The organism is Actinosynnema sp. NPDC050436, assembly GCF_040655415.1.
Taxonomy (GTDB): Bacteria; Actinomycetota; Actinomycetes; order Mycobacteriales; family Pseudonocardiaceae; genus Actinosynnema.
In genome coordinates this window covers 43,778-67,953 of the sequence record NZ_JBFAJV010000018.1, presented here as the reverse complement: position 1 = coordinate 67,953, position 24,176 = coordinate 43,778, and the positions used below count along the sequence as shown (strand labels likewise).

The following is a 24,176-nucleotide window of genomic DNA, read 5'->3' as shown; positions in this document are numbered from 1 at the left end:
GACCGATCCCCACCGGCCCATCCGACTTGTCCGCTTATATGTAGCACACCTGCTATCACTCGTACTAGCAGCAATTCATCCTGGTTCTTACGGGTTATTTACTTCACGAGTTAGTGAATCTTCTGTAGCTTGCAAAGGAGGTCCCTTAACGCACTGGGAGGTGTGCGAGATGACCGAGAAACTGCACCCCGAGCTGCCGCTGGAACGCAGCTCTCCACTGGATCCGCCCGCACGGCTGGGGGAACTCCGCGCGAAGGAGCCGGTCAGCCGCCTGCGCTACCCGTCCGGCCACGACGGGTGGCTGGTCACCGGCCACGAGCAGGCCCGCGCGGTGCTCGCGGACCGCAGGTTCAGCAACCGGGCGGAGATCACGCACTCGCCGATCCGGGTGGGCGGCCAGGCCGTGCCGCCACCGCCGCCCGCCAAGCCGGGCATGTTCATCAACATGGACGGCAAGGAGCACTCGCGCTACCGCAAGCTGCTCACCGGCCAGTTCACCGTCCGCCGGATGAACCAGCTGATCCCGCGCGTCGAGCAGATCGTCGCCGACCACCTGGCGCAGGTGCGGGCGCAGGGACCGGGCGTCGACCTGGTCGAGGCGTTCGCGCTGCCGGTGCCGTCCATGGTGATCTGCGAGCTGCTCGGCGTGCCCTACGAGGAGCGCGACCAGTTCCAGCGCAACACCCGGACGGGCTTCAGCCTGGACAACGACTTCGACGAGATCATGGCCGCGTTCCGGGAGATCGAGGACTACGTGGCGGACCTGGTCCGGCGCAAGCGCGACGACCCCGGCGACGACATGCTCAGCGGCCTGCTCGACACCGGCGAGCTGACCGACGAGGAGGTCACCAACATGGGGCTCCTCCTGCTCATCGCCGGGCACGAGACGACCGCGAACATGCTCGGCATCGGCACGCTCGCCCTGCTGCAGAACCCCGACCAGTTCGCGGCCCTGCGGGACGACCCGTCGCTGGTCGACAACGCGGTCGAGGAGCTGCTGCGCTACCTGTCGATCATCCAGTTCGGCCCGACCAGGGTCGCGCTGGAGGACCTGGAGCTGGACGGCTCACCGATCAAGAAGGGGGACAACGTCACGATCTCCATCCCGGCCGCGAACCGGGACCCGAACAGGTTCCCCGACCCGGACCGGCTCGACGTCCGGCGGCCGGCCTCCGGGCACGTGGCCTTCGGGCACGGCGTCCACCAGTGCCTGGGGCAGCAGTTGGCGCGGATCGAGATGCGGGTGGGGTATAACGCGTTGATCCGCGAGTTCCCGCACCTGCGGCTCGCCGTACCGGCCTCGGAGGTGCCGATGCGCAAGGACATGGGGATCTACGGCGTGTACCGGCTGCCGGTGGAGTTCTGATGAGGATCGAAGTCGACCCGGACCGCTGCGCGGCCTCGGGGATGTGCGCCCTGACCGACCCGGACGTGTTCGACCAGGACGAGGTGGACGGCACCGTGGTCCTGCTCGACCCGACCGCCGTCGGCCACGAGCGCGAGGCGCGCGAAGCGGCCCACCTGTGCCCGGCCGGCGCCATCACCGTCATCGAGTGACCCCAGGCGGTCGTCGAGGACACTCGGCGACCGCCCTCTCCCACCGGCCCTCTTCCTCGAACTCGCCGACGGTCACAACGCGAGGTGGACCCGCATCGCGTCGTCCAGCTTCTTCAACACCGCCGGCGGCAACTCCCCGATCCGGGCGCGCAACCGCGCCGCCGAGACCGTCCGCACCTGCTCGGCCTGCGCCTTCGAGTCCGCGCCGAGACCGCACTCCCGGGCCGGCAGCAAGACCTGGAACGGGTACACCCGCGCGGTGTTGGAGGTGATCGGCACGATGGTCACGACACCCCGGCCGCCCCGTCCGGCGGCCCGGTTCGCCGCGTCGTTGCTGACGACCACGGCCGGTCGGATCTTGTTGGCCTCCGCACCCACGGACGGCTCCAGATCGACCCAGTAGATCTCACCTCGACGCATCGACGACACCGTCTGGCGCTGTCACGTCCCACATCTCGGCTTCACCGTCGGCTTCCCACTCGTCCCACGCGTCCGCGTAGGCGTTCTCCAACCCGGCCTCCCGCAACAGCGCGATCGCCTGGTGGATCACCGACGACCGCGATGAACTGCGATGTTGCAGAAGGTAGCGATCAACGAACTCTACGTCTTCCTCCGGCAGACTCACACTGATTTTCACACCCCCGATGCTACCTCCGGTACTACCACCCTTCCACCCCACCGCCACCGGCCTCACCGCGCAGCCCCGCCCACCGCATCCGCCGCCAACCCCTCCCGCCCCGACGACTGCCACCGCACAGGCGTCCCGTGCAATGCCGTCACCAGCGACTTCACCACCACCAGGTAGGTCAGCTGCCGGTACGCCACCTGCTGGAGCGGGAAGGTCCAGAGCGGCTTCAGCGACTCCCCGTCCAACCGCAGCGCGTACCCCGCGCTGACCGTCTGCATCAGCAGGAAGCCCGCCCACACCACCAACGCCCACGGCGCGTCCGCGATGAACGCCCCGTACACCACGAACACGTCCAGCGCGGGCGCGAGCAGCGGCAGCAGCACGTGGAACAGGAACAGGTACAGCAGGCCCAGCCGCCCGATCCGGCCGCGCGCCGCCCGGTGCTTCCACATCGACTGGAACGTCCCGTACGACCACCGGTACCGCTGCTTGTACAGGCCGCGCACCCCGGTCGGCACCTCGGTCCACGCCCGCGCGCCCGGCTCGTACACGACCTTCCACCCCGCGCGGGTGATCGCCATGGTCACGTCGGTGTCCTCGGCCAGCGTGTCCGCGCTGATCCCGCCGACCTGCTCCAGCGCCGCGCGCCGGAACGCCCCGATCGCGCCCGGGATGGTCGGCAGGCAGCCCAGGGCGTTGAGGATCTGCCGGTCGAGGTTCGAGCCGGCGCAGTACTCCAAGTGCTGCCACCGCCCGAACACCCCGCGCCGGTTGGCGACCTTGACGTTGCCGGACACCGCGCCGACGCCGTCCGCGCCCAGCGGCCGGACGACCTGCGACACCGTGTCCGCCCGGAACACCGTGTCCCCGTCGACCAGCACCAGCACCTCGTGCCGGGCCAGCGCGATCCCGGCGTTCAGCGCCGCCGGCTTGCCCGCGTTCTCCTGGCGGTGCACGCGCACGCCCGGCAGCGCCAGCGCCCCGACCAGCTCGCCCGTGCCGTCGACCGACCCGTCGTCCACGACCACGACCTCGACGTCGCCGGGGTGGTCGGACGCGACGATCGACCGCACCGCCGCCACGATGTTCGCCGCCTCGTTGTAGGCGGGCACCACGACCGACACGTCCGGCGCGTACTCCAGCCCCACCACGGCGTCGTCCCGGCGCAGCCGCCGCGAGGTGTGCGCGAGCCCCAGTTGCAGGATGGTCCGCAGCAGCGCCAGGACTGCCACGATCGCGCTCAGCACCCCCAGCACCACGACGATCGTCCCACCGTGCCACTGCGCGAACGCCAGCGCGTACCCGGTCGTCCGCACCCCGATCCCCGCGTCTTCACCACCCGCGACCACGCCGCCCCGGGCTTCGGAGAGCGACACGAACCGGGACCCGGCGTGCTCGCGCACCAGCAGCTCCACCACGTCCGGCGCGCTGCTGTTGACGTGCAGCCGCACGACCTGGCGCACGTCGGTGCGCGCCACGACCGCCGGAGGGTCGCGCACGGTCAGGTCGAGCGTGTCCTGGTCCGGTTCGGACAGTCCGCTGTGGACGCCTGCCGCCGCAGCCAGCGCGGCCCGGGTGAACGCCGGGTCCAACGCGCCGTCCGGCCCGTTGCGGAAGGTGCCCACGCCGACCTCGTGACCCTCGTCGACCATGCGCCGCACCAGTTCCGGGTGCGCGTTGACCGCCGCGCCGACCACGAAGAACGTCGCCCGGACCCTCAGCGCGGCGAGCCGGTCGAGCAGCTTGGGCGTGTACCGCGCGTCCGGACCGCCGTGGAACACCAGGGCGACCGTGCCGCCCGGCACCGGTTCCGCGACCGCCGCCGGCCTCGGCGACTTCGGCGGGATCGCGGTCGCGTAGGCGTGGAAGGCCAACGCTCCCAACAACAACGCCAACCCGACCAGCAACGAGATCCAGTGCGCTCTCACGGCAGGTGCTCGAACACGGTCGTCACGATCACCCCGGCGAACCCCAGCAGACCGACCGCCAGCGCGACGCCGAGGACCGCCATCAGCCCCCGGCGTCTGCCGGTCTCGTCGACGAAGACCTGTTTTGCCACCACTTTCCCCCCACCCGCACCGCCGCGACGGCCACGCCCGCCCCGACCGCGACGGCCATCGGCGGGAACCCGCGGATCACCAGCGGCGCGGCGGTGACGAGCACCTCGCGCAACGACCTTCCCCCTGCGGCGGCCACCCCGACCACCACACCCGAGCACACCAGCGGCGGCGCGGGCACCACCGCCCACAACCCGACCGGTCGCACCACGGCGGCGGCGAACACCGCACCCGCCACCAGGAACCCGCCGAACAGCCACCCCGGCTGCCCGCCGTCCAGCCAGTACCCCACACCGGCGAGCACCGAGGACGACGCCAGCGCGGCCAAGCTCGGCAGGTGTGAGATTCGGTCGACCACGCAGCCCCCAGCGTCTGAACGGCCTTAGGCTACGCGACCGGGGGGTGGGGATGGTGCGTCGGTTCTCGCTGATCGTGACCAGGATCGCCTGGATCGCGACGGCGGTCGCGGTGCTGGTGGCGTCCGGGGTGGCGTGGGCCACCTACCAGGACCTGGACAGCGGTGTGCGGCGTTCGCGGGCGATCCCCGACGACGCGCCGCGCTCGACCGACGGGGTCAACGTGCTGCTGATCGGTCTCACCACGCGGCGGGACCTGGACGGCGGTGCACCGCCGGACGACGTGCTCGACCGGCTGCACGCCGGCGACGTGGACCGGGGCGGGTACAACGCGAACACGCTGATCCTGGTGCACGTGCCCGGTGACGGCGGGGACGCGACCGCGATGTCGGTGCCGCGCGACAACCACGCCGTGCTGCACGGGGTCCCGGGCACGCCGACCGACAAGATCAAGGAGGCGTACGGCCGCGCCAAGGAAGCCGAGGAGGATCGGCTGGTCCAGGAGGGCGGGCACGACGCGGCCGAGCTGGAGTGGCTGGGCCGCGAAGCCGGGCGGCGCGCGCAGGTGGCGACCGTGCGCGAGTTCCTCGGGGTGCCGGTGGACGCGCTGGCCGAGCTGAGCCTGGCGGGTTTCTACCACCTGGCCGACTCGCTGGACGGCGTGGACGTGTGCCTGAACCGGGCCACCCGGGACCGCGAGTTCTCCGGTGCGGACTTCCCCGCCGGCCGGCAGCGCCTCGACGCCGCGCAAGCGCTCGCGTTCGTCCGGCAGCGCCACGGCCTGCCCAACGGCGACCTGGACCGGACGCGGCGGCAGCAGGCGTTCCTCAAAGCCGTGCTGTCGCGGGTGAAGGAGCAGGGCGTGGCCGCGCTCGGGCCGGTGGTCTCGGTGGCGAAGCAGAACGTGGTGCTGTCCGAGGGCTGGGACGTGCTCGACCTCGGCGGCCGGGTGACCGGGGTGCGGTTCCTGACCCTGCCGATCACCGGCCTGCCGGGCGTGGACGGGCAGCCGGCGATGCGCGGCGCGGTGGACGTGGCCCTGGGCCGCGCCGAACCGCCGAAACCGGTGTCGCCACCACCGAGCCCGACCGCCCCGCCGCCACCGTCCGACCCCCCACCACCGCGCGACCCGCCCGCCACCGCCGACGGCATCCCCTGCGTGGACTGAACACCCCCTTCCACCCGCCCGGACCGCACCTCCCCGCCAGGCGCTCCCCCGCCCCGCCGAGCGCTCCCACCGGCCCCGTCCCCATCCCTCCGGGAACTTCCGGCGAACCGGTCACACCCCGCGACCGGCGATCCGTCAGGGGAGCATGGAACCGAGGATGAAGAACCCCGCCCTGCTCCTGCCCGACGCCAAGAAGGGCATCGGCAGCTTCTTCAAGGCCGTGCACTCCGGCGGCGTGCCGCAGTCCACCCTGGAACTGGTGCACCTGCGCGCCAGCCAGATCAACGGGTGCAGCGCGTGCGTCGAGTCGGGCACGCGCGCCGCGCGCGAGGCCGGCGAGGACGTCGAGCGCCTGCTGCTGCTCCCGACGTGGCGGGAGACCGACAAGTTCACCGACGCCGAGCGGGCCGCGCTGGAGCTGACCGAGGCCGCGACCCGGCTGGCCGACCGGCCGAACTCCGTCACCGACGAGATCTGGGACGCGGCGGCCGACCACTTCGACGAGCAGGGCCTGTCCGCGATCATCTTGATGATCAGCCTCACGAACATGTTCAACCGCATCAACACCACGATCCGCGAACCCGCCGGCGCGGACTGGTCCTGACCGCGGGGGCGGCCTCTCGGGGCCGCCCCCTTCACCCCTTGCGGATCTGGTCGATCACCGCCGCGTAGTCCGACCCCGCGTGGCCGTCCGCGACCGCCCGCGCCATCAACGACTTCACGTGCTCCAGCACGGTCGTGTCGACCTTGCGCACCCGTCCGGCGTCGATGACGTGCTCGGCCGCCGAGAGCTGCATGTCCAGCCGCGCCGACCGGCTCGCGTAGTGCCCGCTGTCCACCTGCCCCGCGATCTCGCCCAGGAACGACGAGGTGGCGGTCAGCATCTCCCGGGCCATCGGCGTGAACCCCGCCGCCGACACCCCTTCCCGGCCCACCAGCGCGACCGCCTGGAGGTAGCCGGTCAACGCGGAGTACATGATGCCGAGCAGCGCGGCGTCGTAGAGCGCCGCCAGGCCGGCGTCCCACCCGAGGAACCTGGCGTCCCCCAACGCGGAGAGCGCCTCGTGGTGCACCTGGTAGGACTCCGCCGACCCGCTGAAGAGCATCATCGACGTCGGGTCGCCGACGCCCTCCGGGTTCGACATGATCCCGCCGTCGAGGTAGTCCGCACCCCGCCCGGTGATCCGGTCCGAGGTCTCCCGGGCCTGTTCGGGCGTGCCGGTGGTGAGGTTGACGACGGTCTTGCCCGCCAGGCCGCCGTCGGGCACGCGGGCCAGCACCGCGTCCACCGCGCGGTAGTCCAGCACGCACAGCACCACCAACGGGCTCGCGGCCACGGCGTCGGCGGCGGACGCCGCCGCGGTGGTGCCGTCCGGCCCGGGGCGGTTCGAGCGGGTCCACGTGGTGGTGGGGTGGCCGGAGCGGCGGAACGCCTGCGCCAGCGCCGTGCCCATGAGCCCGAGGCCGAGCACGGTCACCGGCTGCTTCTGCTGTTCGTTGGTCACCGCACCATCGTCACGGGGGTGTTTAGACTGATCAAGCACGCACAATGAAGTAAGCACGCACCTCGGGGTAAGCAGGGGGAGATCGGCGGATGAGCCGGAAGCGGTCCTACGAGTGCGGTATCGACGCGGCCATCGACGTGATCGAGGGCAAGTGGAAAGTGCTCGTCCTGTGGGCCCTGGACACCGGCGAGAAGCGCTTCGGGGAATTGCGGCGCGGTCTGGTCGGGGTGAGCGAGAAGGTGCTCGCGCAGCAGTTGCGCGAGATGGAGGCGGACGGGCTGGTGCACCGCCACGACTACGCCGAGGTGGTGCCCCGGGTGGGGTACGCGCTGACCGATCTCGGCCGTTCGCTCAACCAGGCGCTGGCGCCGCTGGGCGAGTGGGGCGCGCGGAACCAGGCGCTGATCGAGGCGCTGCGCGCCGACTCACCTGAACGTGTGAACGCGGCGGATTCCGGCCCCCGGCACGGGTGACCGTCGGCACCATGGTGCGCCATGCCGGACCACGCAGCCGACCGGGGCCGGGCGGAGATCCGCTCCGCCGGGCGGTCCGCGCCGTTCCACAAGGGCGACCGGCTGATCACCGCCGGCACCCGCAGCGACGAGGTGGTGCTCGTCGAAGCGGGCCTGCTCAAGGCCCTGCTGCCGGGCGGCGAGGTGGAGCCGCTGGTCAGCCTGCTCGGACCGGGTGACCTGGTGGGCGAGCTGGGCGTGATCGGCGGCCGGCCGCGCAGCGCGCACGTGGTCGCGCTGCGCGCGGGCCGGGCCGTGCACCTGGCCGGGACGACGTTCCTGAGGCTGCGCGCGCAGAGCGAGGACGTGCGCGCGCTGGTCGACCAGACGAGCCACAAGCGCCAGCGCGACGCGGACGAGCGCCACCTGTCGCAGACCCGGGACGTGCCGTTGCGGGTGGCGGCGGTGCTGCTCAAGTGGGTGACCGAGCAGGGCCACCGGACCGACGCCGGGCTCCGCCTGGACGGCCTGAGCCAGCGCGACCTGGCGGACGCCGTGGCCGCGTCGGAGAAGAGCGTCGAGACCGCGCTGGGGAGCCTCCGGTCCAGGGGCCTGCTGCGCACCGCGCGGATGAGCTTCACCCTCCCCGACCCCCGCGCCCTGGCCCGCCTGCTCGAAGTCTGACCTTTCCCGCCGACTCCTTTCCACCGAACTTTCCTACCGCCGCGACCTCCATTCCCCCGCCACACGCTCCATCTCCGCTTCGGCCATCGCAGTAGCCACCCTGATCCGCACACGCCGGCGCAAACGGCACCGAGCCAGCCTCCGCAACTCCCGCCTCAACTCCCGTTCCGCGCCCCGCACCGAACCACGCCCCGCACCTCGCACCGGATCTCGGCCGGCTCCCAGCCGGAGGTGCAGCCACACAGCACCGACGACCAGCACCGACAGCAACAACTCCGGCCAGTGGTGCGTGACGACGTGGACGACGCCCCGCACCCCGAGGCCGACACCGAGGAGCACCGCCGCACTTCGCACCCCGCACCAGCCCTCCTCATCACCGATCCGAACCACCCCCGTCACCGATCCGAACCACCTCCGGCCTCCTCCGGCTCCACTCCTGCCCCGTGGCCCAGCTCCTTTCCCCGTCCCTCCACGATCACGAACCCGTCGTCGCCGCCGCACGGGGCGGCGTGCGCCTGGGGGCTGAGCGAGTACGTCTTCCGCCCGGTCCCCCACTCGACCACCTTGGTTGCCGCGTAGCGGATGTCCCACATGGCAACGCCCTTCAGTACGCGCGACCGCGCAGCACGCGCGTGACGCGATTCACGTAATCCACCTCGACGTCGAACAGGAGGCGGTTGAGGACCTGGTCGTCGCCGGCGAGGCTCCTGCGGTGCGCGTCGACCGCTTTCACCCCGTCCATGACGTCCATCGCCGCCTCCGTGGCGGCGGCGACGCGCGCCTTGTCGAGCAGCCCGTCCACGGCCTGCTCACGCAGCGACGCCCGGAGCCGCCGTCCTGCGGCCGACCGGGCAGGGCTGCCGTGCGCACGGGTGGACGGCGGCGTGTCCGCCTGCGCCGTGAAACGCCGGATCTCCCCAGACACTGTGGTGCTCCTTCGCTGCTCAGCCGCTGTTCCCGGGCTGCTTGGAGAACATCGTCTAGGGAACTTGTCACAGACTTGTCGCACCGAGCGACGCCGGCACCCATCCGACTGTCTACAATCTTTTTCGCATTTTGCCGACCGCACGCCCGTCGGTTCGACCGAGCGTTCGGAATACCGGCGGTCGGCAGACCATAGGGATGATCACCGGAACGGTCAACCCCGGACTTCTATTCCAATCGACCGCGCCACGGAGTAGGGCCGATTGGCGGGATTGACACGTGGCGAGGAGTGCGCCGACGATCTACGGGCAGGGCCGTCTCACTCGTGTCACAGTCGCCGTGGAGTGGAATTGAGTAGGTCGGAGCAACCTCGACTCGCCGCGCGGGCTGCTGCGTTGTACGTCAAGCACCTGCTCTGCGACCCTTCTCTGCCGTATCGCCGGAAATGGGTTCGGCGCGCGGGTTTCGAAAACGTGGCCACCGCCGAAAAAGACCCGAGCTACTTCAACCAGGACGCGGTGGCGGCGGTGTACGCCGACTACTGCTTCGAACTCGGCGAACTGAAGGAGAGGCAGCAGCAGGCATATCTCCAGAGCCGGCACGGGCACAAGGGGAAGCGGATCTTCCACCAGAAGATCGACCGGGCCCTGGAGGGCCAACCGCTCACCCTGGAAACGCTCCGCAGGCTGTGCGCGGCATTCGGGTTCAGCGAGTTCCACCGCAGCCGCTCGGAACGCATCTGGCACGGCGAGGAGTACGGCCCGGTGATCGAGGGGAAGCTCGAACGCCCCGACGACCTGCCCGCGCCGGAGCACGAGACCGTTTCCGTGGACGAGGACCACCACATCGGCGCGGACGGGCTGCCCGCGCACCACGAGGTCCGCCAGACGATCCTCTCCCACGTGGACGGCCTGGCCTACTTCCCGTACCGGTTCAACACCGACCGGATCGACGTCGCGCTGACCTACGGCGGGGTGCAGGGCGGGATACTGCCCTACGGCAACAGCCTGTGGGAGGTCCGCTTCCTGTTCCACAAACCGATTCCGCTCGGCGCGACCGCGCATTTGCAGTACCGGCAGTCCTTCCGGTACGTCGAGCCGCCGGCCCCGGAATACCGGCGGTGCGTCTACAACAGGTACAACGGCTGGAACGTCCGCGTGCACTTCCACCCGGACCGCATTCCCGAACAGGTCTGGTGGGCCGAGTGGGACGGCCGCGACGGCGACAGCCTCGTCCTGTGCCAGGACCCGGTCGAAATCGACGGCGACCGGTCGGTCCACCGCTCGCTCAGGTCCGTCGAACGGGCCTGCGCCGGGTTCATGTGGAAGTGGTAGTGGCCGGTCGCCGACCCCGGGCTCACCGGACAGCGCCCCCTGCGGCGGTTCCGCCGGTCCCCACCTCGTGGCAGACTACCCAGGCTCGACCCACGCCTGCTGGAGGACTGCCATGCCTGGTACAAACCTGGCCGGAGCAGATGTCGCGGCAGCCTTCTTGCGGGAACTGCTCAACCGTCCCGGCCGCTACCGGGAACGATGGGTGAAACAGGTCGGCAAAGCGCGGGACGGCGAGATCAGCCAGGCGGCTGTGGCCCGGGTGATCGTCGACTACGTGCGATTGCGGAGCGGTGCGACACCGGATTACCGCACACTCCGCAGCCGCGTGCACCGCGCACTGGCCGGAACGAGCCTCACCGCGGACACGCTGGCTTTGTTCGTCGGCGCGTTCTCCATCGCCGACCGCGACGTGCGCACCCTGTGGGCCCGCTTCGCGGGCACCGGCTCCGAGGAAGTCGAGGCGCTGCGCACCCTCGCCCCGCCGCCCCTGGAGGCCGTCGGGTTCCAGGCGTCGAAGTTCGAGGTGCTGTCCTCCAACGAGATCCACTACGTGGACGAGAACGGCTCGCCGATGCGCCACTCCATGCACCAGCTCCTCGTCGCCCGAGCGGACGGCCTGGCCCGCTTCCCCGTCCAGTTCGACACCCCGGACATCGCGGTCACCGACGCGTCCCACCGGTGCTCCGAGCTGTACCGCAGCACGTCCGACACGTACGCGTTCGACCTGATCTTCACCAAGCCGCTGCGGCACGGCGACGAGGTGGAGATCAGCTACGAGGTGGCCCTGTCGTACGTGGCCCCGCAGTCGGACTTCCGGCGCATCGCCGTGCGCCCGATGAGCGACATGTCGATCGCCGTGCACTTCAGCAGCCACAACCTGCCCAGCCGCGTGTGGTGGGCGAGCTGGCGCGACCCGTCCCCGGACAGCGAACCCCTGACCCGCGAACCCGTCCCGGTCGACGAGTCGAAGGTGAGCAAGCGCCTGTCCTTCGCCGCGTCCAGCAGCATCGTGGGCTTCTGCTGGACGTGGAGCGACAACATCGCCACCTCCCGCCTCACCGCCCGCGCCATCTGACAGCCACCGAGCGTCCCGAGGGCCTCAGCGGAAGTCTGCCGGGAAGACCACGCGGTAGACGTCCGACTCCGCCGCGACCTCCGCCTGAGAAGCCTCTTCCCACACGTTCCGCACCTCGGTGAACAACCGGTCGATCCGTGCACCGACGACCGCGCCCCTGGACCGGCTCCTCGTCCAGTCGACGCTGCGCCAGTTCCCGCCCGGAGTCCGGCGCGAAGCGTTCGCCAGGGGCTGGAGCCAGGCTTGCAACCGGTGCTCCAAACCGAGCCCGACCTCGTCCGGCTCGACCTCCGCGACCGCCGACGCGGCCTCGGCGAGCTTCGGCCAGGACACCACCACGACCCGGTGCCAGATCTCGGGCGGGAACGTGTTGGCGAGGTGGTGGCTCTCCCCCACCGGGAGGTCCCGCAACCGCCGCTCCGCGCCGCGGGTCTGCCCGACGTAGAGCAGGCCCCACTTCAGCCACACCCCGTAGACGACGTGACCGGACACGACCGGCTCACCGGTCTGCCGGTCATCCGTCAGGGCGTGCCCCAGCCGGTGCGCGAACTCGTAGCGGTTGTGCCGCCAACTCTCCGCGGCCTCCTTGGTCGCAGTCAGCTCGCGGAGAGCCCCCGCCCACTCCTCGAACACCTTCGTGCCCTCCTCCGTTAAGAGGCCGTCACCGCCTGCTGGCAGTCACCGACTCCCGTTACTACCAGTCTCCGCAACCGCTTCACAGCGCATGACCGAACTCGGCGTAGATGGGGTGGCCGCCTTCGGCGGCTTCGACTGCCAGGATCAGCCGGCGGTGCAGGGACGGGTAGATGAGGGGGCGGGCTTCGGCGAGGGGGAGGAAGCGAAGGCCCGCGAGTTCCTCGTCGTGAGTGCGGAGGTCGGCGACCCGGTCGGCCGGCAGGATCCCGCCGTCGAAGATGAACTGGTGGCTGTCCCGCCAGAGACCCTTGCGGGGCACCCAGTCCACGACCAGGAGGGCTCCCACGGGGATGCCCGGCCCCAGTTCCTCTTCCAGTTCGCGCGCGCACGCCGCCCTCGGGGACTCGTCGGCGTCCGCAACGCCTCCCGGGATGTCCAGCACCGGCTTGTAGCGGGGCGTCACGAACAGGATGTGGCCGTCCTCGTCCCGGATCAGCGCGCCGCCCGCCGTCGCCTTGGCCGGGAGCCGGGCGGCGATGCCGGGGTCGAACTCGGTCTCCGGCGGGCCTTCCAGCTCCACGGCGGCAGCGAACGTCTCGGCGTCCACGCACGTGTTCGGGGTCAGGTCGGTCTTCACGATGCGGCTCTTTCCCATTGCAGGCGGCAGGTTCGTGCTCGTGTGCTCGAAGAGAATCGAACCCGTGCACTATGCCGTGCCACGCACGGTGCGGCGAGGAGCGCCTAGTGGGTTGCGATATACCTGCTGGTGTACCCCGCCGCCACCAACCGTCCGCAGGCGTCGTGCACCTCGTCCGGGACGTGCTGCGCGATGGCGTGCCCGGCCTCCGCGTACAGGGTGATGCGCTGCGTATCGCCGACCAGCGTGGAGATCACCAGATCGACGTCACCGACACTCGCGACGTACTCGTCGACGTCCGGTCGACGGGATGTGCACACGACGTCGAGACCGGGCCACAACATCCGGCACGTGGCGTACACCCGCCGCTCCTGGGACGGGCGCGAGATCAGCACCGCCGATCCGACCTCGACTCCGTGACGCCGCAGCACTTCCCGGCTCAGCGTCACGTTCTCGCCGGTGTTCCCGGCCTCGGTCTCCACCAGGATCGCACCGTCGGGCACCGCGTGCGCCAACGCGTGCTCGCGGTAGTGGACGGCCTCACCCCGGGGAAATCGCGTGACAGTCGTCGGAGCGTTGGCCCCCGTGAACAACAACTGCGGCACGACACGCGCGTGGTACAGCTCGACTGCGCGCACCGCAACACCGATGTCATGGCTGCCGAACCCGATCCCGATGTCGGCAGGCCGCACGGGGTGCTTCATGTCGTGGTAGTCCCACAACACGAGCACATCCGCACGGTGCTCTTCCGGTATCAACCCGACCCGGTCGCTGCGCCCAAGAGAGGGGCTCCTGTCATCCCGTCGACCTGGCGCAGCCCTATCACGCGAGTCGGGGTCCTGCGACATGCACGCCCACCCGGCGGCCGAGGTGCCACCCTCGCAGGACCCCGGCTCGCGTGATAGCCCTCCGGGAGGTCGACGGGATGACACGACCCCCGCCCCACCACGCAACGCAAGATCACCACCCACCCCGTCATCCTGTTGGCCTGCCGCGCGGCGAGCGCTTCTCTTGCTCTTCCGCGCTTCGCTCTCTACGGGCATTGCCCCACCCGCGCTTCGCCCACCCGTGCACCCACGGGGTCCTGGCCATAAACAGTGGCAAAAGCGTGGCGACGATCTTGTTCGTGCGAGCCGTCACCACGCTGACCAGCGCGAGGAGTGGGGCGGGTGGGGTTCGAACCCACGACCTGACGGATTATGAGTGTCCAAGGTCACACCGCACACAGCCTTGATCAGCGGCTACCGACGACCGCCTGTCTAGAAGTTACGCCTCCAGGCGCCTTCTCGGCGGAGGTTCATGGACAAGTTCGTGGACGATGCGAAGACCGGGCCGAGGGCCTCTCCGGCCCGTCGCAACCCAGTATGCCCGTAGCAGACGGTCGTTCATAAACGCGAAGACTTTTCACGTCCACTATTGCATCTCTGCAATAATCACGAAACGCCAGCTAACGAGAAGCGAGGGAAGAGCGATAAAGCTCTTTCGTGAAGCAAAGCAACAGGCAGTAGCAGTAAGTTGCCATTGTGTCACCCATGTGACTGGTGAAGACCAAGTTCTAGTCGCACCACGACTGACGAGGTACCCTCCCGTCAACGTACGGGAGCAAGCGGGGGGCTGAGATGTCCGGCAATGACGCTTCTACCATATTGCAGCACCTTCGCCATCTACACGGCGATGCTCATGAAGCAATAGAGAAAGCCGCATCCGAGCATAAAGACGGACTTGGATCTATTCTCCAGCTTGACCTCGATATAAATAAATGGGAAAAGTTCCTGATTGACCGCCCTGAGGTAGCGCAGATAACTGCGGCCCGACGTGACCTAGCTTTTTCCATATATGCTGGCGCTAGTGGCTCATACAGTCATGCGTGCGCAGGACTTCGAACCTTTCTAGAGCTAGCCTTTGCAGCGGTCTATTTTTCAGCGAATGAACTCACACGGAGGCAGTGGCTGTCCGACAGGATCGACTTTTCCTGGTCGAGAGCTATCGACGAAGAGACAGGAATCCTCAGCGCATCCTTCGTGCAAGAGTTCAATGCTGACGCAGTGCAGGACGCGAAAGAGTACGCATCACGCGCAGCACGCTGCTACCGCCATTGCTCTCAGTTCATCCACGGCAAAGCGGCAGTAACGCAACGCTTGCCAGACACTCTGAAGTACTCCAAGAACGTAATTGAGGACTGGATACAAACGGCTCGCGACGCAGCAGAATCGGTCCTGTTCCTACTCTATTGCCGATACGGCTCCCAGATCGACATAGAGGCAAACAGCTCACTCGGAGCGACGCTCGAACATTCATTCTCGCACATGAAGATTGTCCGCCAGACTCTTGGCCTCCCAGTGGACTAGGAAAATTATGGGATCAGACTTTTTCTTTCGAACCGAAGATATTCGTCGCGATGAGATCCTCGACTACCTGGTGGAAACCTCGACTGATCGGATTGCCGTAGATATCTTGAAAAGCCGCTCACCAGTAATCCTGCGCGGGAGCCGGGGAGTAGGAAAGTCCTTTCTCCTCCGAGTCGCAGAAGTAGAGCTTCTGAATAGTCTGAGGACCGAGGGGATTCTGCCAGTCTATGTCACTTTTGCCACAGCAACATTGATCAAACGACCTACAGCCGACCAATTCTCAGCCTGGATGCTTGCGAAAATCTGCAATCGCATCGTACGAGCTGCATTGGCGGCGGGTATTACGCTTCCAAGTGGCTCCGCGATATCCGCGATCCGAGGCCAGTCAACTGATGACCAGCCTTCTCGACTGGAAGCAGTGGAGCAAGGTTTTGAAAGTGCGTGGCGCGACACTAACACAGATGTCGAATCCGTGAAAGTACCCGGTCCTGAAGTAGTTGCCGAGGCAGTTGCGGACCTTTGTGAACAAACCGGCCTACGTCGCATAACTCTCCTGGTGGATGAAGCTGCCCATGTTTTCATACCCGAACAACAACGACAATTCTTCACTTTGATGCGCGAGCTCCGCAGCCCATATCTTGCCGTCAAGGCGGCCGTGTACCCTGGCGCAACAGCATTTGGCGATTTCTTCCAACCCAACCATGACGCCACCGTGGTCTCCATTGATCGGGCAATCTTTGATCAGGAGTATGCGGGAACCATGCGCGAAATCGTGTACAAACAAGAAAAAGATCTGCGGCGAATTCTTGACTCGCAAGGTGACCTTTTCGACACTCTCGCATATGCAGCTACAGGAAACCCGCGAATCTTGCTTAAGACACTGTCACGCAGCCTGCCGCTTAGGCGAAAGAGTGCACAAGAAACCATCCGACAATACTACCGTGAAGAAATCTGGGCTGAACACTCTGGCTTGTCTGAGAGGTACCCCGGTCACAGTAAGCTGATCGACTGGGGACGATGGTTCATGGAAGGAACAGTTCTCCCTGATCTCTACAAGAGAAATAGTGGCCGAGATAGCCAGACTTCGACCCATATCTGGATTCACCGCAATGCGCCCGGTATCGTAAAAGAAGCACTACAACTGCTTTGTTACAGCGGCATTCTTCAAGAGGGTGTTTCCGGTATTCGTGGTACGAGAATGGCCGTCGGCACACGATACATGGTAAACCTCGGGTGCCAGTTTGCCTTGGATAGTGACCCCATCAGTTACGGTTCCAAGGTCAGGCGCTCTCTATCCATTAAACGAGTGGTAGAATTTGGGGCAAATCACCCGGCTTTTGACCCCATCAAGAATCTTTCCCTACAAGACTTTGATGCGACTAACAATGTCGCACTTGAAGCTCGCTTGCGGACTCCCAGCACCGTTCTAGATCTCACAGCTTTTCAAAAACAGAAGCTCGAAGAACTTAATCTTACAACTATCGGAGACGTCCTCGTGGCAGACGAATCCGTCTTCAAACAAGCACGTTACGTCGGCAAGGTAAGGACTCGCCAAATGCGAAGTGCCGCTATTACCGCAGTGCTTGAGTACCTCTCAGGTTGAGATACTTTGCCTCCGCATCGGCGACTTGACTAGCAGGGAGACATGGACGATCATCCAAAAAATCTTACGTGGAAGGTGCATGGGAAGCGCACCATCTACGACAACAAGTGGGTACGACTCGGGCTTGTCGATGTCGAGCCACCCGATGGCACTCGTTTCGAACACCATGTTGTAGAACTAGATCATGTCGCTGTAGCCCTCCTCCTAAACGAGCATGAAGAAGTTCTGACACTTTGGCGGTACAGGTTCGCCGTCGACCAGTGGGGCTATGAACTTATCGGTGGCCTTGTCGAAGACGGAGAAAGCCCGGCATCAACGGCTGCTCGGGAGGCTGAAGAGGAGACCGGTTGGCGACCGATTGGCGAACCTGAGCACATCGCAACTTTCCAACCGTTGCCCGGCATGGTTAACGCTCCGGTGAACGCTTACATCTGGCGCAAAGCCGAGAAGGTCGGTGAGCCGACTGACGCCGAAGAAGCCGCTCGCATCGAGTGGATTCCGATTGATCGGATGCTGGAGCTGATCAAGCGCGGTGAGGTGCTCGGGTCAGGAGCAATCGTGCCGCTGCTGTTCTACCTGGCTTCACGCAATGCCGGGTCCACCGATCTCGGGTAGCTGCAACGTGGCTAGGCGTTGACGTTGGCGGTCAGAGCCGATGCGGGAGGCTAGTTGGCGGGCCTTGGCTGCGTAGTTCAGTGCTCCCTTGCTGTCGCCAGCCCTGGCGTAGGCGAAGGCTAGGTCTGCGTACATGTGGAGTTGGGCGCGGATGGCTGAGTGCGGGGACGTCTCTAGTTCCCGCACTGCCGCTTCCAGATTGGTGACCGCGTTGTGGTCGGCGAGTCGCACGAGTGCACTGCCGCGCCACCTCGCCAAGTGACCGTCGTTGAGCATCAGGTGCGGTAGCTCGGGATCTATCGGGTTCGACGGCAGGAGTGTTTGGGCCTCATCGAACGCGCGTAGGGACTCGCCGTGGCGTCCGGCCGCTGCGAGTCCTTCTCCATGTGCTGCGGCCAGCCAGGTGCGCAGGAGCGACGGAGCGCGGTTCTCGGCTACGTTGCGCGCGTACTCCAGCAGCTCGACGGCTGCGGCCGGTTCGCCGATGTCCAGGAGGATGACGGCTTGCTGTGCTGTGGCGTGCGCCAACAGGAAGGGTGAGTCGGCTTCGCGTGCAGAGACCTTGGCGTCTTCGTGATATTGCCACGCCTGGAGTTGGGAACCTCGGTCGAGTGCCGTCCAGCCGGCTAGTGTGCGCGCGTCTGTGAGGATGGCTGCCAAGCGTTCGCGGAGACGGGTGCTCACACTGAAAGTCTTAACACCCTCCATCTGGCGAACGAGGTTGTTCAACTGGTCGAGCACTGCAACCGCACCGAATCTCGCATCCGAGTGGCGCAGGTCGTTCACCTGTCGTTGGAACAGGTCGACCGTTCCACGGTCGACGCTCCGGGCTACGAACAGTCGGTCCCGAAGTTCCTCTGCCGATTCGTTCACGTGCTCCGCTGGGAAGCCTAGTTCTTCGTTGCTTCGGCCGTAGAACTCGCGGAAGAGGCGTTGGTAGCCAGGGTCCGTCACCTCTACGTGACCGTTCTCCCAGCGGGACAGCATCACGGACAGCGCCGACTCGCTGGCTACCGGGATGCCCAGCGTCTTACCTCGTGTGAGGAAGTAGCGGACGACCTGGGCTTGGGTCCGTTGAAGCTCCTTGCGTATGGTCTGGAGCCGCGTTCGCGGCGGGTCTCCGCGTCCCTGTCCTGCCACGTTCTCCCCTGTCCCCTGAGGCCGTGACCTGCGAACTTAACTCCACCTAACACGTGGAGCGTTAGCCGCTGACAATTATTTCGTCCCTCTGTTCGGCGGTCTGCTGTTGTCATGACAGCGACGCAGGCATCGCCGAACGACTTCCGCGAATCAGTCCTTTCTTCGCGGCTCGTCGTCAAGCCGGTTGGTCAGTGCGCCGAGCTGGGCTCGCAGCCCTCGAATCTCGCGGATGATGGTGTTCAGCAGTGGGATCACCGGGTTGTCGACCTGGGTCGCGGTCGCGTCTGCTTCCGGTGGGTGCTGGCCGTTGAGAACTGCGGTCAGGTGCTGCGGGTGCCAGTCGAGCGCGATCGACAGCGCTTCGAGAGTGCGCGGGTTGCGTCGGCGCTGGATTCGGCCTTGTTGGATCTCGCGGACGATCGCAAGCGAGACTCCCGACTTCTCCGCGAGTTCCCGCTGCTTCAGCGCCAGCTCGCTCGCGCGGGCGTTGACTGCCTCCGCGACCGCCGACCAATCCTCTTTCACGTACGCCTCCGTGCTCCGCCCTCAGCGCCGACGTTAGCGCGCAGCTTGGCCCAGATCCGGAGCAATGACTGACATCAGCGGTGATTGACCGATAATCAACGCCTATGTCAGCGCTCCGAGCGGTGAAATCAGTCTTCGGAGGCGTGACCAATGAGTACAACAAGTGGAGCGGCAGGACGTTCGCCACTGTTCTACACAGTCGCCGAGGCCGCGCGCATCCTGCGCGTCGACCCCGCGACGGTCTACCGGGCGATTCGTGAGAACGCGTTCCCCGCTGTCCGGCTGCGGACTCGCTACGTGGTGCCGGCACGGGCGGTTGAGGAGTTGGCCGAGCAGGCCGCTGCGTCCGGCGAAGTCGTGGACGTGGCCCGCGCGGCTGCCGAGCGGCGGACGGCCCGTGAGGTCGCCCGGCTGAACGGGGGTGCCTCGTGGTGAACCCCGAGAACTACTACGAAGTCATTGCGGTAGAGCTTGATCGGTTCGCGGCGGTACCCGACGAGGTGTTGTGGGAGATCGTCACGCAGGACGGGTGTCAGCGGCCGGCATCGGACGACTGGGCTCTTGAGTGGGACGGGGAGGGGTTGACCGATCGGGAGTTGGCAGCCCGGTTGTGTGCCGACTGTCCAGAGCGGCTTGCGTGCCTGGAGCTGGAGTTGCGCACGGCCGGTGTCGAGGCGGTCGGTGTGCGGGGTGGGCTGTCGGATGACGACCGGCGTGCCCTGTACCTGGTGTGGGTCGCGCGACGTGACCGGATGGGCGGGTCGTCATGACAGTCGACCTGACGGCTACCCAGGTGCTCGCTGGTGTCGGTGTGCTGCTGGCGGTGGTGATGGTGTGGCGGGCCGGCTCGCGCAAGGCTAAGGCGGCAGCGGACGCGGCACGTACCGGTGCCCGTTTGTTGTCGCTCACGGGTCGGGTGCTGGTCATGGCCAGTGTGATCGTGGGTGTTCAGTGGTTGGTGATCGCTCACGGGCGCGACTCGACGTTGTTGTGGGTGGTGCTGGGTCTCCCCGCGCTGTTCTCCGCGTACACGCTGACCAAGGCGTTGACGGTGACTGCGGTGGACGGGCCGCAACGTCGAGGTGATCGACGGTGAGCGCCCCGAACCGGTCGGGTGTGGGAAGGGTGGTCGCCTTCGGGCGGCCACCCGCCGCGCCTGAGAGGAACAAGGCGGACGGCTGGGCGGCACCGCGGGTTGGGTGGGCACCAGAAGCCACAGTGGCGGCCTCGTGGGTTCCTGAGGTCACTGGATGGTCACCCGGGCTGTCGTCACGTCTGAGGGCCACGCTGATGCACGAACTGCAACGGGGCGAGCCGTCATGAACCCGGACAACGGCTCGCTCCCGGTCCATACGTCGAGCCGTGAGTTGGTGAACGCCGTACTTGACGGTGAACTCGTGGACGAGCAGCCGGCGACACCCGTGAAGTCGTGGGTGCGGAGGCTGGCCGAATGGTGGCAGCGCTCGCCACGTGTGCCGGTCGGGTTGAAGTCGCGGCGGCTGGTGATGCAGGCCGTGAGGGACTTCGTGGTTGCGGTGCTGCGGTCGCCGTTCCGGTTCGCCCGCGCGGTAGTGCGTGGGTCGCTGGTGGCGGTGCGGTGGTGGCGGTCGTGGGTGCGGGTCGCCGATTACCGGGCGGCTGCCGAGCAATCGGAGAAGTTGGCGGACAAGTTCGGCGACATCCGGGCCTTGACGCTGTTCCGGTGGAAGGTCACCGGTGCCGTCCTCGCGGCGACTGGTGTGGCGGTTGCGGCTTTCGATCTCGTTTACGGGCATCTGGTGCTGTGGATCGGTGGCGGAGTGGTGTCGGTCGGCCTGGCGGTGCTCGGTCGCCGCAAGGACGGCTCGCCGGGGCGCAAACCGGCTTTGGCGGGTCCACGGACGCTGACGTGGACGATGGACCCTCAGGTACTCGTGGACGCGTTCCGAGACGCCAAGCTCATCGGCAAGGACGAGACGCTCCGGCTGGTCGAACGCGCCACCAGGCAGGGTGACGGGTGGGCGGTCACCGCAGACCTGCCGGCGACCCGCAAGGCTGCCGACGTGATCAAGAACCGGGATGCGTTGGCATCGGCGCTCGCGGTGGACGAGGTCCAGCTCATCGCCGAACGCGTACGCGGCAACGGCGGCCATGCCGGCAGGGTCGCGCTGTGGGTCGCTGACGAAGACCCGTACGGCACACCTCCACTGCGGACGCCGTTGCTGAGGGTCGAGCAGTGGGATGCGTGGCGGCCGGTGCCGTTCGGCCGTGATGCCCGACAACGGCGGGTCGACTTGCCGTTGGTCTGGACGTCGCTGCTCGTGGGCGCGATCCCGAGGCAGGGCAAGACTTTCGCGGCACGGTTGGCAGCGGCGGGTCTGATTCTCGATCCACACACCCGGCTGTACGTGGCTGACTTCAAGGCCGGGAAGGACTGGCACGCGGCAGCACGGGTTGCGCACCGGTTCATGGCCGGCGACGAACCCGCGCACGTCCTGGCGCTCGCTGACTGGCTCGTGGAGCTGGTGGCAGAGGTGCAGGGCCGCTACCGGCGGATGCAGGACCTCGATGACGAGACGTGCCCGGAATCGAAGATCACGCCCGCCATGTCCCGCGACCCGAACCTGAACATGCCGGTGACGGCACTTTTCGTCGACGAAGTACAGATCCCTCTGGAGGACCGGACACCGCTGGATGTGCAGGGGAAGAAGCTCACGGCAGGCGAGTACGTGGGCGAGTTGCTCACGTGGCTCGCTCGCAAGGGACCGGCCGCCGGCATCGTCCTCGTGCTGGCGACCCAACGACCGGACAGCAAGACCATCCCCAGCAACCTCCGTGCCGTGCTGGGCTCGCGGTTCGCGCTGCGGGTGATGGACTGGAGGGACAGCAACATCGTGTTGGGCGAGCAGATGAACACACGTGGCTACGACAGCAGCCGGCTAATGGCCACGCACAAGGGCGTCGGCATCCTCCGGCCGGACGGAGAGACCACGGCGGGGGCCGACCTTCTCGCCACCACCGTCCGGACCTACTACATGCCCAACGAGGACTGGCGAACCATCTGTGCCAGAGGTCGTGCGCTCAGGGAAGCGGAGAGCACCTTGAGCGGTCACGCGGCCGGGCAAGACGACCGACCGGTGCTCGATCGCGCGGCGGTCGCCAACGCAGTCGAAACCGTCGCAACGCGCGCTCACGAGACGAAGGTTCCCGAACCGCTGGCGTCTGTTGTGGACTACCTCGGCGACGACATTCAACCCGGCGGACGCGACTTCGTGCCCACAGCGGAACTGACGGCCGCGTTGGACATCGAGCCCACTGCATTTGGCCTGAGGATGGGCGAGTTCGGCTGTCGGCCGACCCGCGACCGGATCGTCACCGACGACGGTGTCCGACAGGTACGCGGCTACCTCATCGCCGACCTCCGGGCAGCCTTGGCCTCCGTCTGGGACGGGACGGTGGATGGGGAGGCGGTGGAAGATGACCTTTGACCCGTCACGCGACCTGTCCCGAGCCAGTCACCGCGTCACACCTGGTGGGACACCCACCGAAGCGCCTCTGATCAGCGCAAACAGGCTATTGTGACGGGCGGGACACGGGACGGGGCACCTGTCCCAGACATACGAAAAGGCCGTGTGCGGTGCCATCCGGGTGGATGGTCCGCACACGGCCGTCCCGTCGTGCACAGGTACCGGTGACGCTTCCGGTGCCTCCGCTCAGCCAGTCGGAACGCGCTCAACAGACGGGGTCTCCGGCACCAACAGCCGCGCCAACTCCGGGCCGCTCATCAGCCCGTCACACTCGTCCGGCGACACCAGCCACCGTGCCGCGCCTCCCTCGATCACCACGGGCGGCAACGGCAGCAACGCGCCTTGCGAGAGGACGAACTTCTCGTCCAGCCCTCCCACCGACGACACCACGAACACCGCCGACTCGATCATCGTGCTGAACATCGGCACCGGGAGCACGACTACCGGAGTGGGCGAGGCACGGAATGCCTCCGACTCGACCAACCGCCCCGCCGGCTCCAACTCGACCACCACCGCAGTCATCGATGCCCCGAGGACGGCCAGCGTCGAACGCGTGGCGCCCTGCTCCGTCACCGGCCACAACCGCCGGACCTCCTCCGGGTCCAACGTCGCCATCGCCGGAGACGACAGGGCCAGCGAGTCGCACTCGGAGCCCGTCACAGGATCGACGTAGGCGTCCCGCACCCACAGCGCGCCCGGAACCACCGGCCACCTTCGCGCCACGCACTCCAGGGCCGTCTCAAGCCCGTTACTCCCCACGCCCGCCCCCAACCCAGAAGATCCGGGGAGTCGCCTGCCCACCGACCCTGAAGAAGAACAACGTGCTCTCCACGCTCTGAAGACTCATGTGCATCCCGCCGTGCACCGAGGACACCTCTACACCGTCCTTCGTCGTGATCCCCCACGCGACGAGTTGCAGGTCCGCCAGAGGTTCGAGCGTCTCCTGCATGACCGCGAAGACTCGCGGTGCCTGCTCGTCCACGAACTTCTGCACCTCGATGACGACTTCCGGATCATCGAACAACGATCCGGGCGTCTTCCCACCCTCGCCCGTACCGCCTTCACCCACCAACGTCAGAGTCATAGCTCTCTTCTCTCTGTTCCTCGCGGATCTGGCTCACCTCGTCACGCGCCCACGTCGCCGCTTGAGCGCTCTCCCGGCTTTGCCGCACGTAACGCCTGCCGAAGGCGACGAGGTAGAGCAGAGGGATCACGAGCCACACCAGGAACAGCACGATCCCGCCGAGATCACTCGCCAGCTCACCCCACACCACGATCATCACCACCTCAGACGATTCGCTGACCTCAGCTTTACCTGTGGCTTGATCAAGGGGAATGACCTGCCAGTGCCCCTGTCGGACCTATGGGGTCTAGAATCATCAGCGCTGACATTGGCGACATGGAGACGACCCGATGGAGTCAGGGC

Annotated in this window: 31 protein-coding genes; 15 read left to right on the top strand and 16 right to left on the bottom strand. The window is 67.1% G+C overall.

The genetic code is table 11. The features are described 5' to 3' along the window. Positions 1 to 169 precede the first annotated feature (169 nt). Entirely contained in the window at positions 170 to 1,366 is a 1,197-nt protein-coding gene (locus AB0I60_RS32255; protein WP_360736556.1) for a cytochrome P450, read from the top strand. Next, complete coding sequence (locus AB0I60_RS32250; RefSeq protein ID WP_360736553.1) at positions 1,366 to 1,557, top strand: ferredoxin; 192 nt, start codon at positions 1,366 to 1,368, stop codon at positions 1,555 to 1,557. Before AB0I60_RS32255 ends, AB0I60_RS32250 begins: the two co-directional genes overlap by 1 nt. 72 nt (positions 1,558 to 1,629) lie before the next feature. Here the strand turns inward: AB0I60_RS32250 and AB0I60_RS32245 are convergent, their stop codons facing one another. The 5 genes from AB0I60_RS32245 to AB0I60_RS32225 are packed head-to-tail and all read right to left on the bottom strand — an operon-like array spanning position 1,630 to position 4,600. Next, positions 1,630 to 1,977 carry a type II toxin-antitoxin system PemK/MazF family toxin gene (locus AB0I60_RS32245; protein WP_360736551.1) on the bottom strand — a complete coding sequence of 116 codons (348 nt, stop codon included), beginning with the start codon at positions 1,975 to 1,977 and terminating at the stop codon, positions 1,630 to 1,632. Then, positions 1,964 to 2,194 (bottom strand): ribbon-helix-helix domain-containing protein, encoded by a 231-nt coding sequence (locus AB0I60_RS32240; protein WP_360736548.1) that lies wholly within the window; start codon positions 2,192 to 2,194, stop codon positions 1,964 to 1,966. Before AB0I60_RS32240 ends, AB0I60_RS32245 begins: the two co-directional genes overlap by 14 nt. A gap of 53 nt (positions 2,195 to 2,247) precedes the next feature. Then, positions 2,248 to 4,113, bottom strand: coding sequence for a glycosyltransferase (locus tag AB0I60_RS32235; protein WP_360736546.1), 1,866 nt, complete (start codon positions 4,111 to 4,113; stop codon positions 2,248 to 2,250). Further along, on the bottom strand, positions 4,110 to 4,244 hold the full coding sequence (locus tag AB0I60_RS32230) for a hypothetical protein (RefSeq protein WP_360736543.1): 135 nt from the start codon (positions 4,242 to 4,244) through the stop codon (positions 4,110 to 4,112). Before AB0I60_RS32230 ends, AB0I60_RS32235 begins: the two co-directional genes overlap by 4 nt. Then, the gene (locus AB0I60_RS32225) at positions 4,196 to 4,600 is read right to left on the bottom strand and encodes a DUF6542 domain-containing protein (RefSeq protein ID WP_360736541.1); all 405 of its coding nucleotides are present in this window, start codon (positions 4,598 to 4,600) and stop codon (positions 4,196 to 4,198) included. Before AB0I60_RS32225 ends, AB0I60_RS32230 begins: the two co-directional genes overlap by 49 nt. A 50-nt stretch (positions 4,601 to 4,650) precedes the next feature. Here AB0I60_RS32225 and AB0I60_RS32220 point away from each other — a divergent pair, with 50 nt between their 5' ends. Both AB0I60_RS32220 and AB0I60_RS32215 read left to right on the top strand, forming a co-directional pair. Further along, a complete protein-coding gene (locus tag AB0I60_RS32220; RefSeq protein WP_360736539.1) occupies positions 4,651 to 5,766 on the top strand; it encodes an LCP family protein in 1,116 nt (371 codons plus the stop codon). A gap of 157 nt (positions 5,767 to 5,923) precedes the next feature. Then, complete coding sequence (locus AB0I60_RS32215; RefSeq protein ID WP_360736536.1) at positions 5,924 to 6,370, top strand: carboxymuconolactone decarboxylase family protein; 447 nt, start codon at positions 5,924 to 5,926, stop codon at positions 6,368 to 6,370. 31 nt (positions 6,371 to 6,401) lie between these two features. Here AB0I60_RS32215 and AB0I60_RS32210 read toward each other — a convergent pair whose 3' ends face one another. After that, a complete protein-coding gene (locus tag AB0I60_RS32210; protein WP_360736534.1) occupies positions 6,402 to 7,271 on the bottom strand; it encodes an NAD(P)-binding domain-containing protein in 870 nt (289 codons plus the stop codon). 89 nt (positions 7,272 to 7,360) lie between these two features. On the opposite strand from AB0I60_RS32210, the gene AB0I60_RS32205 reads away from it, so the two are divergent. Both AB0I60_RS32205 and AB0I60_RS32200 read left to right on the top strand, forming a co-directional pair. Next, positions 7,361 to 7,744 carry a helix-turn-helix domain-containing protein gene (locus AB0I60_RS32205; protein ID WP_360736532.1) on the top strand — a complete coding sequence of 128 codons (384 nt, stop codon included), beginning with the start codon at positions 7,361 to 7,363 and terminating at the stop codon, positions 7,742 to 7,744. A 21-nt stretch (positions 7,745 to 7,765) separates the two neighbouring features. Continuing rightward, positions 7,766 to 8,407, top strand: coding sequence for a Crp/Fnr family transcriptional regulator (locus tag AB0I60_RS32200; protein WP_360736529.1), 642 nt, complete (start codon positions 7,766 to 7,768; stop codon positions 8,405 to 8,407). Between the two features lie 395 nt (positions 8,408 to 8,802). Here the strand turns inward: AB0I60_RS32200 and AB0I60_RS32195 are convergent, their stop codons facing one another. Beyond that, a complete protein-coding gene (locus AB0I60_RS32195) occupies positions 8,803 to 9,000 on the bottom strand; it encodes a hypothetical protein (protein ID WP_360736527.1) in 198 nt (65 codons plus the stop codon). A gap of 11 nt (positions 9,001 to 9,011) precedes the next feature. Then, positions 9,012 to 9,332, bottom strand: coding sequence for a hypothetical protein (locus AB0I60_RS32190; protein ID WP_360736524.1), 321 nt, complete (start codon positions 9,330 to 9,332; stop codon positions 9,012 to 9,014). A gap of 472 nt (positions 9,333 to 9,804) precedes the next feature. On the opposite strand from AB0I60_RS32190, the gene AB0I60_RS32185 reads away from it, so the two are divergent. Continuing rightward, on the top strand, positions 9,805 to 10,665 hold the full coding sequence (locus AB0I60_RS32185; protein WP_360736521.1) for a hypothetical protein: 861 nt from the start codon (positions 9,805 to 9,807) through the stop codon (positions 10,663 to 10,665). A gap of 112 nt (positions 10,666 to 10,777) precedes the next feature. Continuing rightward, on the top strand, positions 10,778 to 11,740 hold the full coding sequence (locus tag AB0I60_RS32180) for a hypothetical protein (protein ID WP_360736518.1): 963 nt from the start codon (positions 10,778 to 10,780) through the stop codon (positions 11,738 to 11,740). Between the two features lie 24 nt (positions 11,741 to 11,764). Here AB0I60_RS32180 and AB0I60_RS32175 read toward each other — a convergent pair whose 3' ends face one another. From AB0I60_RS32175 to AB0I60_RS32165, 3 genes are all read right to left on the bottom strand, one after another. Continuing rightward, positions 11,765 to 12,373, bottom strand: a complete 609-nt coding sequence (locus AB0I60_RS32175; protein ID WP_360736516.1) for a hypothetical protein — start codon at positions 12,371 to 12,373, stop codon at positions 11,765 to 11,767. A gap of 82 nt (positions 12,374 to 12,455) precedes the next feature. Then, on the bottom strand, positions 12,456 to 13,013 hold the full coding sequence (locus AB0I60_RS32170) for an NUDIX hydrolase (protein WP_360736514.1): 558 nt from the start codon (positions 13,011 to 13,013) through the stop codon (positions 12,456 to 12,458). Positions 13,014 to 13,117: 104 nt separating this feature from the next. Continuing rightward, positions 13,118 to 13,717, bottom strand: coding sequence for a YdcF family protein (locus AB0I60_RS32165; protein ID WP_360736717.1), 600 nt, complete (start codon positions 13,715 to 13,717; stop codon positions 13,118 to 13,120). 915 nt (positions 13,718 to 14,632) lie between these two features. Here AB0I60_RS32165 and AB0I60_RS32160 point away from each other — a divergent pair. From AB0I60_RS32160 to AB0I60_RS32150, 3 genes are read left to right on the top strand one after another with little or no spacing between them, the layout of a single operon-like run. Further along, positions 14,633 to 15,361 (top strand): hypothetical protein, encoded by a 729-nt coding sequence (locus AB0I60_RS32160; protein ID WP_360736511.1) that lies wholly within the window; start codon positions 14,633 to 14,635, stop codon positions 15,359 to 15,361. A 7-nt stretch (positions 15,362 to 15,368) separates the two neighbouring features. Then, positions 15,369 to 16,964 carry a hypothetical protein gene (locus tag AB0I60_RS32155; RefSeq protein WP_360736508.1) on the top strand — a complete coding sequence of 532 codons (1,596 nt, stop codon included), beginning with the start codon at positions 15,369 to 15,371 and terminating at the stop codon, positions 16,962 to 16,964. A 42-nt stretch (positions 16,965 to 17,006) separates the two neighbouring features. Further along, the gene (locus AB0I60_RS32150; protein ID WP_360736506.1) at positions 17,007 to 17,579 is read left to right on the top strand and encodes an NUDIX hydrolase; all 573 of its coding nucleotides are present in this window, start codon (positions 17,007 to 17,009) and stop codon (positions 17,577 to 17,579) included. On the opposite strand, the gene AB0I60_RS32145 is transcribed toward AB0I60_RS32150, so the two are convergent. Continuing rightward, complete coding sequence (locus tag AB0I60_RS32145; protein WP_360736503.1) at positions 17,547 to 18,719, bottom strand: tetratricopeptide repeat protein; 1,173 nt, start codon at positions 18,717 to 18,719, stop codon at positions 17,547 to 17,549. The genes AB0I60_RS32150 and AB0I60_RS32145 overlap by 33 nt on opposite strands. 150 nt (positions 18,720 to 18,869) lie before the next feature. Further along, positions 18,870 to 19,244: a hypothetical protein gene (locus tag AB0I60_RS32140; RefSeq protein WP_360736501.1), complete on the bottom strand. Its 375-nt coding sequence runs from the start codon at positions 19,242 to 19,244 to the stop codon at positions 18,870 to 18,872. Between the two features lie 150 nt (positions 19,245 to 19,394). On the opposite strand from AB0I60_RS32140, the gene AB0I60_RS32135 reads away from it, so the two are divergent. The 4 genes from AB0I60_RS32135 (at position 19,395) to AB0I60_RS32120 (ending at position 22,711) form a co-directional block, all read left to right on the top strand. Next, positions 19,395 to 19,679, top strand: coding sequence for a helix-turn-helix domain-containing protein (locus AB0I60_RS32135; RefSeq protein WP_360736499.1), 285 nt, complete (start codon positions 19,395 to 19,397; stop codon positions 19,677 to 19,679). Next, complete coding sequence (locus AB0I60_RS32130; RefSeq protein WP_360736496.1) at positions 19,676 to 20,014, top strand: WhiB family transcriptional regulator; 339 nt, start codon at positions 19,676 to 19,678, stop codon at positions 20,012 to 20,014. Before AB0I60_RS32135 ends, AB0I60_RS32130 begins: the two co-directional genes overlap by 4 nt. Further along, on the top strand, positions 20,011 to 20,340 hold the full coding sequence (locus tag AB0I60_RS32125) for a hypothetical protein (RefSeq protein ID WP_360736493.1): 330 nt from the start codon (positions 20,011 to 20,013) through the stop codon (positions 20,338 to 20,340). The genes AB0I60_RS32130 and AB0I60_RS32125 overlap by 4 nt, the downstream gene beginning before the upstream one ends. A 223-nt stretch (positions 20,341 to 20,563) precedes the next feature. Then, complete coding sequence (locus tag AB0I60_RS32120; RefSeq protein WP_360736490.1) at positions 20,564 to 22,711, top strand: cell division protein FtsK; 2,148 nt, start codon at positions 20,564 to 20,566, stop codon at positions 22,709 to 22,711. Between the two features lie 225 nt (positions 22,712 to 22,936). Here AB0I60_RS32120 and AB0I60_RS32115 read toward each other — a convergent pair whose 3' ends face one another. Genes AB0I60_RS32115 through AB0I60_RS32105 form a run of 3 tightly spaced genes read right to left on the bottom strand, consistent with a single transcriptional unit; the run spans position 22,937 to position 24,030 of the window. After that, positions 22,937 to 23,455 carry a hypothetical protein gene (locus tag AB0I60_RS32115; protein WP_360736488.1) on the bottom strand — a complete coding sequence of 173 codons (519 nt, stop codon included), beginning with the start codon at positions 23,453 to 23,455 and terminating at the stop codon, positions 22,937 to 22,939. A gap of 43 nt (positions 23,456 to 23,498) precedes the next feature. Further along, a complete protein-coding gene (locus AB0I60_RS32110; protein WP_360736486.1) occupies positions 23,499 to 23,834 on the bottom strand; it encodes a hypothetical protein in 336 nt (111 codons plus the stop codon). Continuing rightward, a complete protein-coding gene (locus AB0I60_RS32105; protein WP_360736484.1) occupies positions 23,812 to 24,030 on the bottom strand; it encodes a hypothetical protein in 219 nt (72 codons plus the stop codon). Before AB0I60_RS32105 ends, AB0I60_RS32110 begins: the two co-directional genes overlap by 23 nt. Positions 24,031 to 24,176: the final 146 nt, after the last annotated feature.

Excerpts from the sequence above, each read along its gene's own strand:
- AB0I60_RS32255 (WP_360736556.1), top strand. The coding sequence starts at position 170 with ATGACCGAGAAACTGCACCCCGAGCTGCCGCTGGAACGCAGCTCTCCA.
- AB0I60_RS32250 (WP_360736553.1), top strand. The coding sequence starts at position 1,366 with ATGAGGATCGAAGTCGACCCGGACCGCTGCGCGGCCTCGGGGATGTGC.
- AB0I60_RS32245 (WP_360736551.1), bottom strand. The coding sequence starts at position 1,977 with ATGCGTCGAGGTGAGATCTACTGGGTCGATCTGGAGCCGTCCGTGGGT.
- AB0I60_RS32220 (WP_360736539.1), top strand. The coding sequence starts at position 4,651 with ATGGTGCGTCGGTTCTCGCTGATCGTGACCAGGATCGCCTGGATCGCG.
- AB0I60_RS32215 (WP_360736536.1), top strand. The coding sequence starts at position 5,924 with ATGAAGAACCCCGCCCTGCTCCTGCCCGACGCCAAGAAGGGCATCGGC.
- AB0I60_RS32205 (WP_360736532.1), top strand. The coding sequence starts at position 7,361 with ATGAGCCGGAAGCGGTCCTACGAGTGCGGTATCGACGCGGCCATCGAC.
- AB0I60_RS32200 (WP_360736529.1), top strand. The coding sequence starts at position 7,766 with ATGCCGGACCACGCAGCCGACCGGGGCCGGGCGGAGATCCGCTCCGCC.
- AB0I60_RS32195 (WP_360736527.1), bottom strand. The coding sequence starts at position 9,000 with ATGTGGGACATCCGCTACGCGGCAACCAAGGTGGTCGAGTGGGGGACC.
- AB0I60_RS32180 (WP_360736518.1), top strand. The coding sequence starts at position 10,778 with ATGCCTGGTACAAACCTGGCCGGAGCAGATGTCGCGGCAGCCTTCTTG.
- AB0I60_RS32165 (WP_360736717.1), bottom strand. The coding sequence starts at position 13,717 with ATGAAGCACCCCGTGCGGCCTGCCGACATCGGGATCGGGTTCGGCAGC.
- AB0I60_RS32160 (WP_360736511.1), top strand. The coding sequence starts at position 14,633 with ATGTCCGGCAATGACGCTTCTACCATATTGCAGCACCTTCGCCATCTA.
- AB0I60_RS32155 (WP_360736508.1), top strand. The coding sequence starts at position 15,369 with ATGGGATCAGACTTTTTCTTTCGAACCGAAGATATTCGTCGCGATGAG.
- AB0I60_RS32150 (WP_360736506.1), top strand. The coding sequence starts at position 17,007 with ATGGACGATCATCCAAAAAATCTTACGTGGAAGGTGCATGGGAAGCGC.
- AB0I60_RS32135 (WP_360736499.1), top strand. The coding sequence starts at position 19,395 with ATGAGTACAACAAGTGGAGCGGCAGGACGTTCGCCACTGTTCTACACA.
- AB0I60_RS32125 (WP_360736493.1), top strand. The coding sequence starts at position 20,011 with ATGACAGTCGACCTGACGGCTACCCAGGTGCTCGCTGGTGTCGGTGTG.
- AB0I60_RS32120 (WP_360736490.1), top strand. The coding sequence starts at position 20,564 with ATGAACCCGGACAACGGCTCGCTCCCGGTCCATACGTCGAGCCGTGAG.
- AB0I60_RS32110 (WP_360736486.1), bottom strand. The coding sequence starts at position 23,834 with ATGACTCTGACGTTGGTGGGTGAAGGCGGTACGGGCGAGGGTGGGAAG.
- AB0I60_RS32105 (WP_360736484.1), bottom strand. The coding sequence starts at position 24,030 with ATGATCGTGGTGTGGGGTGAGCTGGCGAGTGATCTCGGCGGGATCGTG.